General features: G+C 48.3%; 11 protein-coding genes. 9 read left to right on the top strand and 2 right to left on the bottom strand.

The annotated features are described in order from the left end of the window. Positions 1-12 precede the first annotated feature (12 nt). The 7 genes from pdxA to HMPREF3090_RS01215 all read left to right on the top strand — a co-directional run bounded on the left by pdxA (position 13) and on the right by HMPREF3090_RS01215 (position 7,659). Entirely contained in the window at positions 13-1,026 is a 1,014-nt protein-coding gene (gene pdxA, locus HMPREF3090_RS01185; protein WP_101603780.1) for a 4-hydroxythreonine-4-phosphate dehydrogenase PdxA, read from the top strand. A 92-nt stretch (positions 1,027-1,118) separates the two neighbouring features. Then, the gene (locus HMPREF3090_RS01190) at positions 1,119-2,447 is read left to right on the top strand and encodes a four-carbon acid sugar kinase family protein (RefSeq protein WP_067973325.1); all 1,329 of its coding nucleotides are present in this window, start codon (positions 1,119-1,121) and stop codon (positions 2,445-2,447) included. Beyond that, entirely contained in the window at positions 2,437-3,813 is a 1,377-nt protein-coding gene (locus tag HMPREF3090_RS01195; RefSeq protein ID WP_070485753.1) for a GntP family permease, read from the top strand. The genes HMPREF3090_RS01190 and HMPREF3090_RS01195 overlap by 11 nt, the downstream gene beginning before the upstream one ends. A 177-nt stretch (positions 3,814-3,990) precedes the next feature. Further along, positions 3,991-4,854 (top strand): MetQ/NlpA family ABC transporter substrate-binding protein, encoded by an 864-nt coding sequence (locus HMPREF3090_RS01200; RefSeq protein WP_083272334.1) that lies wholly within the window; start codon positions 3,991-3,993, stop codon positions 4,852-4,854. 149 nt (positions 4,855-5,003) lie between these two features. Next, a complete protein-coding gene (locus HMPREF3090_RS01205) occupies positions 5,004-5,768 on the top strand; it encodes a response regulator transcription factor (protein ID WP_067973310.1) in 765 nt (254 codons plus the stop codon). Positions 5,769-6,024: 256 nt separating this feature from the next. After that, positions 6,025-6,906, top strand: coding sequence for an ABC transporter ATP-binding protein (locus tag HMPREF3090_RS01210; RefSeq protein ID WP_067973307.1), 882 nt, complete (start codon positions 6,025-6,027; stop codon positions 6,904-6,906). Between the two features lie 12 nt (positions 6,907-6,918). Further along, positions 6,919-7,659: a hypothetical protein gene (locus tag HMPREF3090_RS01215; protein WP_148130124.1), complete on the top strand. Its 741-nt coding sequence runs from the start codon at positions 6,919-6,921 to the stop codon at positions 7,657-7,659. A gap of 68 nt (positions 7,660-7,727) precedes the next feature. Here the strand turns inward: HMPREF3090_RS01215 and HMPREF3090_RS01220 are convergent, their stop codons facing one another. After that, positions 7,728-8,594: an ROK family protein gene (locus tag HMPREF3090_RS01220; RefSeq protein WP_067973299.1), complete on the bottom strand. Its 867-nt coding sequence runs from the start codon at positions 8,592-8,594 to the stop codon at positions 7,728-7,730. A 494-nt stretch (positions 8,595-9,088) separates the two neighbouring features. Beyond that, positions 9,089-11,071 (bottom strand): sucrose-specific PTS transporter subunit IIBC, encoded by a 1,983-nt coding sequence (locus tag HMPREF3090_RS01225; RefSeq protein WP_067973294.1) that lies wholly within the window; start codon positions 11,069-11,071, stop codon positions 9,089-9,091. Positions 11,072-11,275: 204 nt separating this feature from the next. Between HMPREF3090_RS01225 and HMPREF3090_RS01230 the strand changes: the two genes are divergently transcribed. Both HMPREF3090_RS01230 and HMPREF3090_RS01235 read left to right on the top strand, forming a co-directional pair. Beyond that, positions 11,276-12,787: a sucrose-6-phosphate hydrolase gene (locus tag HMPREF3090_RS01230; protein ID WP_070485766.1), complete on the top strand. Its 1,512-nt coding sequence runs from the start codon at positions 11,276-11,278 to the stop codon at positions 12,785-12,787. Positions 12,788-12,959: 172 nt separating this feature from the next. Further along, positions 12,960-13,946 carry a LacI family DNA-binding transcriptional regulator gene (locus HMPREF3090_RS01235; protein WP_067973287.1) on the top strand — a complete coding sequence of 329 codons (987 nt, stop codon included), beginning with the start codon at positions 12,960-12,962 and terminating at the stop codon, positions 13,944-13,946. Positions 13,947-14,450 lie beyond the last annotated feature (504 nt).

A 14,450-nucleotide genomic window follows, 5' to 3' on the forward strand; every position in this document is an offset into this window, starting at 1 on the left:
GAGTGTATGATAATGACTAAAGAATATGTTGTATTGACCATGGGCGACCCAGCAGGTATTGGTCCTGAAATTGTATGTAAGTCTTTTGCCAAAGAGGAGGTCTTCGCTGAGGCTAATGTAGCGGTTGTTGGCGATGCTGATATCCTAAAATTGGCAGATGAAATTTGTCAGACGGGCTTGACCATCCACCCGATTACTTCTTTTGAAGAAGGCAAGTATGAGCCAGGAACCTTAGATGTTTTTGACCTCGATAATGTCAATATGGATACCTTCGAATGGGGTAAAGTATCTGCCGAATGTGGCCAAGCGTCTTACGATTATATCAAGAAAGCCTACGAATTGGCCAAAGATGGGCAAGCAGCCGCTATGGTAACGACAACGATCAATAAGGAGTCATTATCTGAAGCAGGAATTAAACAACTCGGCCATACGGATATCTTGCAGGACCTAACAGGTGTCGAAGAACCCTTAACCATGTTCGAGGTCAAAGGCCTGCGCGTGACCTTCTATTCTAAGCACGTGTCTTTAAAAGAAGCCTGTGACTTAATCTCCAAAGAAGGAATTAAGCATTATACCAAACGAACCATGGATGCCCTTAAAACATTGGGAGTCGAAGATCCTTCCGTTGCGATTGCTGGTTTAAATCCGCACTGTGGGGATGGAGGTCTCTTCGGTAGTGAAGAAATTGAATCCATTATACCTGCTGTGGAAGAGATGCAGGCTGAAGGGATCAAAGTTTATGGCCCAATCGGAGCTGATTCCGTCTTCCACCAAGCCTTAATGGGTAAGTATGATGGGGTTCTTTCTCTCTACCATGACCAAGGCCACATCGCGACGAAGATGGTTGACTTTGACCGGACGATTTCTATTACCCATGGTTTGCCTTTCTTAAGAACTTCAGTTGACCACGGGACGGCTTTTGATATTGCGGGGACAGGTGTGGCTGATGAGATTAGCTTGGATGAAGCGATTCGTCTGGCTTGCCACTATTCTGGACGCTTCAAAGCAGCACATGAAGGTGCATAGACTTGTATAGAGGATGGGCCGCGGTCTTTACCCAGGACCATCCTTTTCTATTCTAATAAAATGTAAACGCTTTAATTATAAGGGGGATATTTATGCGGACTTTAATTATTGCGGACGATATGACGGGGGCTAATGTCTCGAATTCATCGCTCGCTAAAAACGGCTATAAAGTTGGAACAATTAATAATGCTGATTATATTGCAGACTATGAGAACTATGATGCTTTAGGTGTTCATACGGATTCACGAGGCATGGAAGCTGAAGCGGCCTACCAAGCTGTGGTGGACAAGATGGCCTCTGTTAAAGGCCTCCAGGTTGATTTCTACAATAAACGAATTGATTCCACCATGCGTGGGAATTGTGGGGCAGAGCTCGATGCGATCTTAGACCAGCTCGATGAGGATACCCTGGCGATCGTCGTGGCTTCTTATCCCGATTCAGGAAAGATTGTGATCGGGAATTACATGTTAGTGGATGGAGTGCCCTTAGAACTCACGGATGTGCGGAACGATCCGACAGCACCCGTTGACTCTTCCAAAATTTCAACAATCTTTAGGGAACAGACCGACCGTGAAATTGGCGTGATTACGGTTGAAACGATTATGCAGGGTCAAGAAGCAATTACTGATACCATGCTGGCTCTCAAGGACAATGGGGCAGAGATCATTGTCGTCGATGCCTTCACGAATGAAGATATTGAGACCATCGCCCAGGCTACCCTAGCTATGGACCTTCCCTTTGTTGCTGTTGATCCCGGTCCTTTTACTTACTACCTAGTTAAGAACTCCGACCAAACAACGGGGATTAAGACCAAGCAGAAGATGCTCTTTACCATTGGCTCGGTCTCGACCATTGCGATTGCTCAAATTGCGCGTTTCCGGGCGGAGCTGGCGCCCTATGTGGTCAAAATCCAAGCTGAAGACTTGCTCTATGACGGCCCTGATCAAGCAGAAATTGATCGCGTGAAAAACAAAGTCCTCCAACACTTAGATGATAATCAAATGTTTCTCGTGGCTACGATGATGCAAAAAGAAGATAAGTTGAATCTAAAGGAAGCGGCTAAGAAATCCGGATTGACAGTTCGCCAGGCTTCCGAACGCATCAGCGATAAGGTAGCAGAAATTGGGTCCCAAATTGCCCTAGCCATGGGCGACCAGCTCGGGGGCGTCTATACGTCAGGTGGGGACATCACCAAGGCCTTCCTAGAAAAGACGGAAACAACGGGGATTCAAATCAAAGATGAAGTCATTCCCTTAGCAGTCTACGGCACCATCATGGGTGGAGCCCTGGACCACAAGAGCATCATTACCAAGGGTGGTTTAATTGGCGATGAATATACCCTCTATGAATGTGCGGATTTCTTAGCGACCAAGATTGCCAGCAATTACTATGTAGAAGAAGGTGTTCACCATGTCAGCTAGTACACAGATTATCCTCGCCTTAATCTTTGCCATGGTCCTCTTGATCTTCATGCTCACTAAGACCAAGATCCATGTCTTTCTCGCTTTGATTATTACGAGTTTACTCACGGGTATCCTAGGTGGAATGGATCCCATTGAAACAGTGAATACAATTAAGGAAGGTTTCGGGACGACCCTAGGGAACTTAGGGATCCTCATCAGTTTCGGTGTTATGATGGGGAAATTACTAGAAAAATCGGGGGCTGCTGAGCGAATTGCTCGTAGTTTCCTCAAAGTTTTCGGTAATGGTAAGGAAGAAATGGCTGTTAATGTCACGGGTTATATCACCTCCATGTCTATCTTTTGCGTGCCTGGCTTCGTTATTCTCTTCCCCCTACTTAAGGTAATTTCGCGTGCTAAACGTAAGTCTATTGTCTCTTTAGCCATTGCGACAGCAGGTGGCCTTGTTCTCACCCACTCCATTGTGGTTCCCGCGACGGGGCCGATTGGGACAGCGGGAATCTTTGGTGCGGACCTCGCTCAGATGATGTTCTGGGGGATTGTGATTACCATTCCTATGGCTATTGCCCTTGTGATCTACGCCCGCTATATGGGCAAGCAGATTTACCGCTTGCCCGATGAAAGTGGAGAAGGCTGGCTTGAAGGCGACCAAGCCCGTGCTTTAACGGGTCATGACATCGCCGAAGAACAAACGGACCAAGAGGAATTACCTGGCACTCTGGTATCTTTTGCTCCAATTATTGTGCCTATTCTCTTGATTCTCGCTGGCACCTTTGCGACCCAAGCAGAGTCTTCTTCCTTCATCGTTCAAAGTATCGCCTTTCTCGGCCAACCCGTCTGTGCCTTGGGGATTAGCTTACTGATAGCCATTATCTTCCTCAGCCGGTCCATGACCCGGGACCAAGCCTTGGCCTTCATGGACGAAGGCATTGCTGGTGGGGCTAAGATCCTCCTAATAGTGGGAGCTGGGGGCGCTCTAGGAACGATTGTAAATGCTTCTGGCGCTGGTGATGTGATCGCAAATTACATTGCTGGCACAGCCATCCCACCAATTCTCTTGCCGCTAATTATTTCAACCCTGGTCCGTTTCATTCAGGGCTCGGGGAATGTGGCAGCCATGACAGCCGCTTCGATTACGGCCCCTATCATGGCGACACTGGGCGTAAGTCCTGTCTTTGCTGCCTTGGCCGCTTGTGTGGGTTCTATGTTCTTCTCTTACTTCAATGATTCTTACTTCTGGACACTTAATGAATTAATCGGTAATGAGAAGGTTAAGGACCAGATCCGTACTTGGTCTATCCCGACAACCATTTGTTGGGCGATTGGGGCAGTAATGATCCTTGTCCTAAACGCTTTCTTTGGCTAAAGATGCAACCACCTGAGCATGAAAAGTCAGGTGGTTTTTCTTTTCGATGATAATTTTTTATCATTGACGCTACTAGAAAGGAATATTTACCTAATTCTTTGAAAGAGAGGAGGATTCTTCAAGTCTTTCCTACCCATCCCACCCCCTAGTCTATATAATAGGTAGAGAGGTGATAATATGCGAAAGATACGAATGATTCTACTGGCTCTGATCTGCTTGTTGCTCCTCGGGGGCTGTAAATCGGGGCAGAAGGACCAGGAGACTTATAAGATTGGGGTAGCGACGGACCGGGCGGCGGAGATTTTCCGCCATGTGGGAGACCGCCTGGAAGCGGAGGAAGGGATCCGGATTGAGCCGGTGGTTTTCAGCGACTTTGTCCAACCTAATGTGGCCCTGGCGGAGGGAGATATTGCGGCCAATGCCTACCAATATGCGCCCTTCCTGGCAGACTTCAACCAGTCCCACCAGACAGACCTGGTTCCCCTGGGTTATTTGTCCGTTGAACCGATGGGGATCTGGGCCAAGTCAGGGATCGAGAGTCTGGACCAGGTGCCGGAAGGGGCGCGGATTGCGGTGACTAATGATCCCATCAATACGGGCAATGCCCTCATCCAGTTGGAGAAGGCGGGGCTTTTGACCCTCAAAGATTCAGCTGGTCCTGTACCGACTAAGGAAGACATCGCCAGCAATCCCAAAAAGCTAGACTTTGTCGAGATGGACGGGGGCCAGGTGCCGAGAGCTTTAGGCGACACAGAGTTGATCCTGACCGGGATAACCATCGCCAGTGAAGCGGGCTTGGACAAGGAGGCTGCCATCTACTTCGAAGACACCACCAACACGTCCAAGCTCTTCCGTTTGAATTTCGTCGTTCGCCACGAAGACTTAGATGATCCCATCCTAAGAAAGATTCTTGACTACTACCAAACAGAAGATACCGTCCGCTATGCCCAAGAAACTGGCTCAGGCACCTTCTATCCCGGCTGGGGGCCAGGCGAAGATGCGACCAAGGACTATGAAGATTTCGCCCAAGCAAGCTCTTAAATATCAGCCCATTAACGAGGCCTAGCCGCTCTGGCTAGGCCTTTAATAGTAACTGCAAAATATTTTCATTGAGCCCTTACATAAATTTAGTTATTGTTTGAATATAGCTTAATAATATGATAAGTTTTTCTTAAAAGGAGGAAGAAGTCATGCTAAAAATTGCGGTATTTATTAAAGATCCTGTTTTCAGGGAAAAACTTGTTGAGATAATTAAAGGCTATATTATGATTAACGCTTGGGACATCGAAATTACAGTACAAGAAGATGTTATAGAAAATTTTTTAACAAACTGCTCTGAAGAAGCATTATCTTCTTCCCTTTATTTTTTTGATTTAGATGCTGTAGATACTCTATCCGAACAATTGGACTCATTAATAAAAGTTAGAAAACAGGACCCACATGGCTATATTGTCTGTATGGGGGAAGATGATAGTAATCTAGATAAGATCATTAAGCATCATATAGAACCTTTAGATTTTATTTTAAAATCAGGTTCAGAGATAGATGTGAAGCAGTATTATGGATGTTTAGAGAGCTATTATTTGAGGCAATTTGATGGGGAGGATACAGAAAGAGAACCAGTTTACCTAAAAACATTAGATCAAGTCATTTTTTTACACCCCGCACAAGTCTTATTTTTTGAAACCTCAGATCGATCGCGGAAAATCAAGTGTCATTTTATTGAAAATAAAGAAGAAAGAATTGTCGAATTTACAGGAAAATTGAAAGATATTGAAACATGGTCTAAACATTTTTTTCGGACGCATCGGTCTTATGTGGTTAACTTAAATTATATCCACAGTTACCAAGAAGAGGATAAGCTGATTAAGTTAGTAAATGATGTATGGATTCCTATTAGTTATAAAAATCTGGGTCATTTGAAAAATATTTTTGATGATAGGAATATATTATAAAGAGACTAAGTAAACGATCAGTGCATGGGCAAATTTCTAACTGAAAATTTGTCCATGCACTTTTAAGTGACTAGGATAAGGACGCTTTTAAGGAAATTGAATGCAAGTTTTAGGGCTTACGATGCAGTGGGGGGTTATTCCAGCTAGTTCACTGCAGACTAGGTCTATTCACTGCATTTATAAGGATTTGATAAGGATTTATGCTAACATGAAAGTAAAGAAAGCGCTTAATATTTTTGTTGAGAAAGGAGAACTTATGGAAGTCGAAATTAAACATCTGAGTAAGCGTTACAAAGGAAATGATTTCTATTCCCTTAAAGATGTCAACTTATCGATACAGGATGGCGATATCTTAGGTCTCATTGGTAAGAATGGGTCCGGCAAGTCAACCCTCCTTAAGATTTTGGCCAAGGCACTTCGTCCGAGTGAAGGCCAAGTTATATTGGATGGGGAAGATTTATTTGCTCGACATGGACGTTTAGACCGTTGTGGACTCCTGATTGAAACGGTCTTCTACCCCCAACTGACCGTTGAGGAAAATTTGAATTTCTTGATTGAACTTCACCATGATGAGGTCTATCGAAAGAATGTGCGTCCTTTGTTAGAATTGGTTGATTTGTGGGAGCGCCGTGAGGACAAACCCTCGAGTTTTTCTTTTGGGATGAAACAGCGCTTAGCCTTGGTTATGGCCTTGGTGAATGAACCAGACTTTATTATTCTAGATGAACCTTTTGTGGGTTTAGATCCTTTAGGGGTTGAGAAGTTGATTGAAGTCCTACAAAAAGCAGCGATCCAAAAAGAGACAAGTATGATTATTTCCAGCCACCAGCTCAATGAATTGAAGGCCATTTGCAATCGCTATGTTTATATCGATGAGGGTCAATTAACGCAAAGCTTTGGCCAGGAAAGTGATGGCTTGCATTTAATCTTGAATCGAGAAATTGATTTGAATGATTATTTAAGCTCAGAATTGCTGTCGGTAGCAGAGCTTTCGGATGACAGACGAACCCTTACCATTCAGGTCCAGGCGACTGGCGACCAACGCAATGCCATTATCGCACGTTTAGCCCAAGACCAACTGATCCAGGACATGCAGCAAGGAAGCGGCTTAGATTCTTATTTTAAGGAGGGACGCTAAATGGGACACTTAATGAAAGGCCAGGCACATTTATTTGCTAAGGAGAAGGAGACCTGGTTATTTGTTGCTTTTGCAGCTTTCCCTCTGTTATTACTCATTGTCCGACTATTCAATACTAATTTTATGCAACTTTCAGCTGATCCAGGATCGATGGACTTTATGACTTTTTTTGAGGCAGTTGTCTATGTGCAGTATAATTTTGGCCTTCCTACCATCGCTTTGATTTACTTGGTAGCAGTTAATGTCGGGGATGAGATTCGAAATAAGATTCTCTACCTCTATAAGGATATGCCTAAAGGCAAGCTATTATCGGCCAAGCATCTGACTCTAGTCGGTGTCTATGGCCTTTATGTACTCCTCACCTTCCTAGCCTGTCTGATCACTTACTACACGACTTTGATTCGAGAGGACTATGCTAGCGGAGCATTTATTGGAGAGGTTTTTTGGACGGAAGATGCTTTGAATGCGGTAGGGATTTTCTTGATGAGTATTATCATCATCTATCTGGCTAGCTACCTTTCCATTCACTTTGGCAATGGTTTGACGATGACTATCGGTGTGCTTTTCTATCTATTTTCTTTAGTTGCCTCTGGTATTGACTTTACCCGATTTTTCTTTCCTACAGGCTTTGTTGCCTTTTTTGATAAACAGAATGCAGGTTTTGTCCTCCTCTTAATGTTCCTTTGCTTCTTTATTTGGATAGCAATCCTAATATTTTTAGCAGGAAAAGCTTATCGGAAAGCCGAATATTAGTCATAGATAAGATAAAACAACCGCCAAACTCGGTCTTAAGCGATCGAAGTTTAGCGGTTGTTTTGCTTTTATTTGACCAGGTCCTTGGCTAGTTCAAAGCAGCCGATGGTGGCGGCGTTGTCTTCTAAGCCAGGGGTTTGTATGTAGTCTGTGAGGTCTGGGGTTTGTATGTAGTCGTTGACTAAGGTCTTGAAGTGGCGGTGGATGCGGTCAAGGAGGTGGGCTTGTTTCATGACGCCTCCGCCTAGGATAATCTTCTCAGGGCTTAGGATTAGGCTGGTGTTGTAGACGCACTGGGCCAGGTAATAGGCTTCGATTTCCCAGTAGGGGTCATTTTCAGGGATTTCAGACCCTGGTAAGCCAATCCGGTCTTCGATGGCGGGACCGGCTGCCATACCTTCTAAGCAATAGTGGTGGAAGGGGCACTTGCCGGGGTAGGGGTCATCAGCGTGGGACCGGACCAGCATGTGGCCCATTTCGGGATGGCTGAAGCCCTGGATGAAGTGGCCGTCCTGGATGGCCCCTCCGCCGATGCCGGTGCCGATGGTGTAGTAGACCAGGCTTTGGCTGCCTTGGCCTGCGCCGGCCTTGTATTCCCCGTAGGCTGCGGCATTGACGTCCGTGGTCCAAGCGATGGGGAGCTTGAAGTCTTGCTGGATGCGGCCGACGAAGTCATAGTTTTGCCAGGCTAGTTTAGGGGTAGAGCTAATATAGCCGTAAGTGGGCGATTCGGGATGGATATCGATCGGTCCGAACGACCCGATCCCGATGGCTTGGAGGTCCTGGCTATGTGTGTGGAAGAAGTCAGAGACCTGGGCTAGGGTTTCTTCTGGTTCAGTGGTAGGGAAGCTTACCTGGTCTAGGATCTGGCCCTGGTCATCGCCGACTGAGCAGACGAACTTAGTCCCGCCGGCTTCGATTGCTGCATAAGTCATGTCATCGCACCTTTCTCTTCTGGATTAACTTTATTCTAACATTATTTATTTTAAGAGGTATAGATAACAATTCTGCCTCCATATGAAATACGAATTTTTATCGAAACCCGTTGGTGAGCATCCGTTTCGCTTTTGAATTTGGTCCTTAAAGAGCCATGGCATCGGTTCGGGCCAAGGTCCCTCACCTAGCGAGCTTCAAAGGGCTAGTAACGGCTTACGCCGACTATCCCTAATTCACATCGCTTGCTTGTTCATGGCTAAGGACCAACTTCAACGCTCCACTCCTGCTCAAAAATAGTCGGTAAAAGAGAATAACTAGTAATTACTAGACGTGAATACTACGAAGAAAGAGTAGAAATTGCGATTTTTTTAATGCTTTAACAAGCAAAATTAACATTCCCTTTTATGAATTATGCTGAAGTCCTAAAAATCCTCCTTCGTACCTAAGTACTGATTCCTATCTTTTCTTCTATTTGAGATTGATCTGATACTTTTTATTTTTGAATACTAAGTACCTCTTGGTCGAGGGTGATTTTGCCTTCCTTTACCACTTGGATGTCTTGGTAGTCTGCGGTATTAGTAATGATTTCCATAACGGTGGGGTCGTAGCCGGCTGCTTTGATGGCTTCGATGTCGAAGTGGCCGAGTTCTTGACCCTTGCTTACTTGGTCGCCTTGTTCGACTAGGCTTTCGAAGCCTTGGCCTTCTAGGTTGACGGTGTCGATACCGATATGGATGAGGATTTCAACGCCTTCCTGGGTCTTGATGCCGTAAGCGTGCTGGCTGTCATAGGCAACCGTGATTTCCCCATCTGCGGGGGCGTAGACGGTCCCCTTGTCGGCATCAATAGCCAAGCCGTCGCCCATCATTTTCTGTGAGAAGACGGGGTCGTTGACATTCTCTAGGGCAATGAACTGGCCGCTAGCTGCTGGGCCGATACTGATGACAGACGAGCCTTCTTTTGAAGAGCTGTCTTCCTGGCTTTGACTCTCTGCCTCAGTTGCTACTGCGGCTTCTTCTTGGGCGGCGCTTGCGCCCACTGCTGCGGTTTCAGCTGCAGGCTGGGCTAGTTTTTTCCGGCCGTAGAGGTAGGTGAAGGTGAAGGAGAGGACGAGGCTCAGGACCATACCGATGAGGAAGGGACCCCAGGAGTCGGAACGGATGGAGATGAAACCGATCAAGCCGGCAGATCCCATAGCGCTCGCCAGGACATGGAAGAAGCCGATGAAAGCGCTGGCGATCCCTGAAGCGATCATGGCGCAGAAGAAGGGGAAGCGGAGCTTGAGGTTGACTCCGAAGATAGCGGGTTCCGTGATGCCCAACATGGCAGAAACACTGGAAGCTGAGGCCAAGTTTTTCACCTTGTCGTCCTTGGTCATCAACATGACCGCAAAGCAGGCGCCACCTTGAGCTAGGTTAGCCATACAAGCGACGGGGAAGATGAAGGATCCTCCTGTCTGGGCAATGTTGGCGATGAGGGTGGTTTCGATAGCGGGGAAGCTCTGGTGGAGTCCAGTAATGACGATGGGGGAGTAGAAGGTCCCGAAGATTCCTAAGCCGATTGCCCCTGTGGTTTGGTAGAGCCAGACTAGGCCATTAGTTAGGCCGTCCGAAACGGTCCGCATGATGGGGCCGACCAAGACGAAGGTGAGGAAGCCGGTGATGATGAGGGTGAGCATAGGGGTGAAGGTGAAGTCAAAGGCCGCTGGAATCTTCTTATGGAAGAATTTTTCCAATTGAGCGAGGATCCAGGCGACGGCTAGGACGGGAATAACGGATCCCTGGTAGCCAGCTTGGGCCACATTCAGGCCGAAGATATTCCAGAAGGGCATCTCACCTGCTGCAGCTACATTGGCGACGTCATAACCATTGACCAATTGGGGCATGACCATGGCCATCCCCATAGCGGCTCCCAGGTAGCCATTGCCGCCGAAGCGTTTGGTGGCGGAGAAGCCGATCAGGACGGGCAGGAAGGCGAAGGGGGCAGAGGCAATGAGGTTGACCATGTCCACCAAGTCGGCCAGGGCGGGGTAAGTCTCGATAACGGACTTGGCCCCGAAGAGGCCTTCTGCCGTGAGCACATTGTTGAGGGCCATGAGCAGGGCACCACCAACCAGGGCAGGGAGGACCGGGACAAAGATATCCGACAGCACTTTGACGAAGTCCATCAGCGGGTTGGAAGCCCCCTTGTCTTGGGCCACCGCCTTGAGTTCTTCGGTCGAGGTTTCCTTGGCATTAGTTAATTGGGCGAGTTCGGCGTAGACCTTGTCGACATCCCCCGCTCCGATAATAATTTGGTACTGGCCATTGACAGAGAAGGTTCCCTTGACCCCGGGATTATTATCCAGGGCCCCCTGGTCGATTTTATCTTCGTCTTTGAGCACCAAGCGTAGACGGGTAGCACAGTGGGCGGCCGCTTGGATATTATCCGTCCCCAGTGCCTTCACAACATCTTCAGCAACTTTTCTATGGTCCATAAGTAATCTCCTTCCTTGAAAACGTTTTACTTGCCTTATATGATACGCGGAATTTATAAAATGTCAAACGTTTATCATAAAAAAGTTGAATTATTTTAAATGGTTAAAAAAACAGCTTTAAATACTCAATTAGAGTCTGTTAAATGATTGACAGGGTAAGCGATTTCAGCTATGCTTATCTAAAAAAGAAAGCGAGTGATGGGAATGGAATGGATCACAGACTGGACACGAGAATTGCGCTATACCCCTTATGCGGACTGGCCCGAGGGTTACCAAGAGTCCTTGCGCAAGTCCCAAGCGGCTTCGGATTGGCGGGCAGCCTATCATATCCAACCAGCCGGGGGGCTCTTGAATGATCCCAATGGCTTTTCGTATTTTAACGGGCAATGGCAGCTCTTCTACCAATATTACCCCTATGGCCCGGTTCATGGCCTGAAGTCCTGGTACCAGATGACGTCGGATAACTTGGTCGACTGGCAAGACCAGGGCCTGGCCCTGCAACCGGATACGCCATACGATTCCCACGGGGTCTATTCGGGCTCAGCCCTGCCGGTGGGTGACAAGCTCTTCTTAATGTATACCGGCAATGTCCGAGATGTTGATGGGGACCGGGAGACCTATCAGATGGGGGCCTGGCTTGCCCAAGATGGTCAGATTGAAAAGATCGACCAGGTCTTGATCCACCAACCCCAGGGCTACACGGCTGACTTCCGCGATCCTCAAATCTTCCGTCGCGCTGGCCAGTACTGGATCTGTATCGGGGCCCAGACGGTCAACAGAGAAGGCCGAGTCCTCATGTACAAGAGTGATGACCTTCTCAACTGGGAGATGGCTGGGGAATTGGACCTGGGCCAAGCTGACCTGGGCTACATGGTGGAGTGCCCCAACCTAGTCTTTATCGACGACCAGCCTGTTCTTATCTTTTGTCCCCAAGGCCTGGACCAGGAAACGGCGGCTTACGCTAATATCTATCCCAATATGTATATCGTGGGTCGGGCCTTTGACTGGGATAAGCTGGCCTTTGTCGACCCTAGCCCCATGCAGCTAGTTGACCAGGGCTTTGACCTCTATGCTAGCCAGGCCATCCAAGCCCCAGACGGTCGGGTCCTGGCGGTGTCCTGGTTGGGCCTTCCGGATATGCCAGCGGTAACGGCTGAGGAAGGCTGGGCCCATTCCCTGAGCCTGGTTAAGGAGCTGACCCTAGTGGACGGGCGTCTCTACCAGCGACCTGTTGACGAGCTGCATGTCTTGCGCCAAGACTCGAGCGACTTTAGCTTGGATCTGGCGGAAGGCCGCCAGTCCTTGCCGTCTCTATGCGCGGGCCAAGAAGAGATCCAAATCCACCTAGCGCCAGGAAGTAAGGGACGTTTAGAGCTCTTTGCTGCGGCTGATGCTGAGGGAGCGGTCGTCTTAGCTTTTGATTTAGAGGCTGGCCAGTTGACCCTGGAACAAACGGCAGCGGGCGTGCGGATGGCATCTGATTATGGCTACCAACGGGCCCTTGACTTGCCAGCTGGCCAGGCCCTGAATCTGACCCTCTACCTCGACCATTCCTTGCTGGAGATTTTTGTCAACGGCGGGGAAGAGACGCTGACGACTCCGGTCTATCCGCGGTCTAAGGAGGCTGGCCAGACCTATATCCAGGGAAGCGGCCAGGTTTCGGGTCAGGTCTGGGCCTTGCGCGCTATGGAAGAGAGTGTGACAAAAGTCGATTAGGCCTGAATCACTGGAGCGAACTATGTCCAATCGTTGGTCAACGATTGGACATAGTTCGTGAAGTGGATGTCAGGACTGACTTTTGGAACAGGTTTTTGAAAAATGTTCGTTGTTTAAAAAGAGTCTAGAGATTTCGTTCCAACCTCTAATTTAAAGAGAAAGAAGTGACAAGATGGCGGTGAAATTAACAGATGTGGCTGAGCGGGCGGGGGTGTCTGCCACCACAGTTTCGCGGGTGATCAACAATTATGGCTACCTGAGCCAGAAGACTATCGATAAGGTCCACCAAGCCATGGCCGACTTGAACTACCAGCCCAACCAGCTGGCCCGGTCCCTCCAAGGTAAGGGGACCCAGCTGATCGGGGTGATTATGCCCAGCGTGGCTCACCCCTTCTATGGTGACTTGGTGGACCGGATTGAAAACCTCCTATCCCAACGCGACTACCGGATGATTCTCTGCGACAGTGCCGACGACCCCGACAAGGAGAAGGCCTATCTGCGTATGTTGGTCGCTAACCAGGTGGACGGCATTATTGCGGGCGCCCATAACCTGGGCATTGAGGAGTACCAGACCATCCAGGCGCCGGTCGTCTCCTTCGACCGTTACTTGTCCGACCGCATCCCTATTGTAGGGAGCGACAACTACCAAGGGGGCGAATTGGCAAGCCGTCTCTTGGTGGACAAGGGCTGCCAAAAGATCGCCTGTTTGACTGGGTCCCTAGCCTCGGATTCCCCAACCAACGACCGGCTGGCCGCCTATGAAGCCGTGATGGCGGAGGCGGGCCTAGTCAAGCAGGTCTATTCCTTCTTGCCCAGCCAGTCGCCCCTGGTCAAGCGGTCTGAAATCAAGCGCCTGCTTAGTCAAGAGGACTGGGATGGTGTTTTTTGTACCGATGACTTGACCGCGCTCTTGGTCTACCAAGAAGCCCAAGCCCTAGGACTGCGCCTGCCGGCTGACCTGAAGTTGGTCGGCTATGACGGCAGCCGATTGATGCGGGATTATTTCCCCTACCTGACCACCATCGTCCAACCCATCGCCGCCTGTGCGGAACAATTGGTCCACCTAGTTTTGGACCAGCCGGATCGGCATCGGGGAGGTGCGGATACGGTTTCTAATTACAAGTATCCCGTTTCAGTTTGGACTGGGTCAACAGTCTAGCTGGGTATGAGAGTACTAAATTATCAGAAGGCATCAAAACAAGTTGTGAGAGCTTGTTCTGATGCCTTTTCTCTTCTTTATTGGATATCGGCTTGGTGGGGCTTTCGAATGGGGGATAGGTTAGCGAGTAGGTCCGCTGCTAAGTAAGATGATTTTGCTCAGCATAATGAAAAAAGCTAGCGAGGGCCTTGCTAGCTTTTACATTTATCCTATTAAAAATTATTTGGAGATAGTTTTAATGTCGGGTGTCATTAATCCGCATTTGCGGCCTTCGAGTGTGGGTTAGGTAATGTTAAGCTACACCCGGAAGTCTCGAGTGTGGTTTCCTTACTTTTAACTCACAATTGGAGGTCTTAATTGTGGCTTGATCCTTACGAACCTAGACAAGGGGCCTCCAATTGTGGATTGGCCGGTGCTAAGCCACACTCGGAGCTTTTGATTGCAGATTAACCTGATTGTGCAGGGCCTTTCTCACACCCTGTAGTCGGGTTCGAGGATGCAGAA

The sequence above is a fragment of the Aerococcus sp. HMSC23C02 genome (genome assembly GCF_001806805.1).
GTDB lineage: Bacteria > Bacillota > Bacilli > Lactobacillales > Aerococcaceae > Aerococcus > Aerococcus sanguinicola.

Bases quoted from the DNA above. Each gene is read 5' to 3' on its own strand.
- pdxA (WP_101603780.1), top strand. From the start codon at position 13: ATGACTAAAGAATATGTTGTATTGACCATGGGCGACCCAGCAGGTATT.
- HMPREF3090_RS01190 (WP_067973325.1), top strand. From the start codon at position 1,119: ATGCGGACTTTAATTATTGCGGACGATATGACGGGGGCTAATGTCTCG.
- HMPREF3090_RS01195 (WP_070485753.1), top strand. From the start codon at position 2,437: ATGTCAGCTAGTACACAGATTATCCTCGCCTTAATCTTTGCCATGGTC.
- HMPREF3090_RS01200 (WP_083272334.1), top strand. From the start codon at position 3,991: ATGCGAAAGATACGAATGATTCTACTGGCTCTGATCTGCTTGTTGCTC.
- HMPREF3090_RS01205 (WP_067973310.1), top strand. From the start codon at position 5,004: ATGCTAAAAATTGCGGTATTTATTAAAGATCCTGTTTTCAGGGAAAAA.
- HMPREF3090_RS01210 (WP_067973307.1), top strand. From the start codon at position 6,025: ATGGAAGTCGAAATTAAACATCTGAGTAAGCGTTACAAAGGAAATGAT.
- HMPREF3090_RS01215 (WP_148130124.1), top strand. From the start codon at position 6,919: ATGAAAGGCCAGGCACATTTATTTGCTAAGGAGAAGGAGACCTGGTTA.
- HMPREF3090_RS01220 (WP_067973299.1), bottom strand. From the start codon at position 8,594: ATGACTTATGCAGCAATCGAAGCCGGCGGGACTAAGTTCGTCTGCTCA.
- HMPREF3090_RS01225 (WP_067973294.1), bottom strand. From the start codon at position 11,071: ATGGACCATAGAAAAGTTGCTGAAGATGTTGTGAAGGCACTGGGGACG.
- HMPREF3090_RS01230 (WP_070485766.1), top strand. From the start codon at position 11,276: ATGGAATGGATCACAGACTGGACACGAGAATTGCGCTATACCCCTTAT.
- HMPREF3090_RS01235 (WP_067973287.1), top strand. From the start codon at position 12,960: ATGGCGGTGAAATTAACAGATGTGGCTGAGCGGGCGGGGGTGTCTGCC.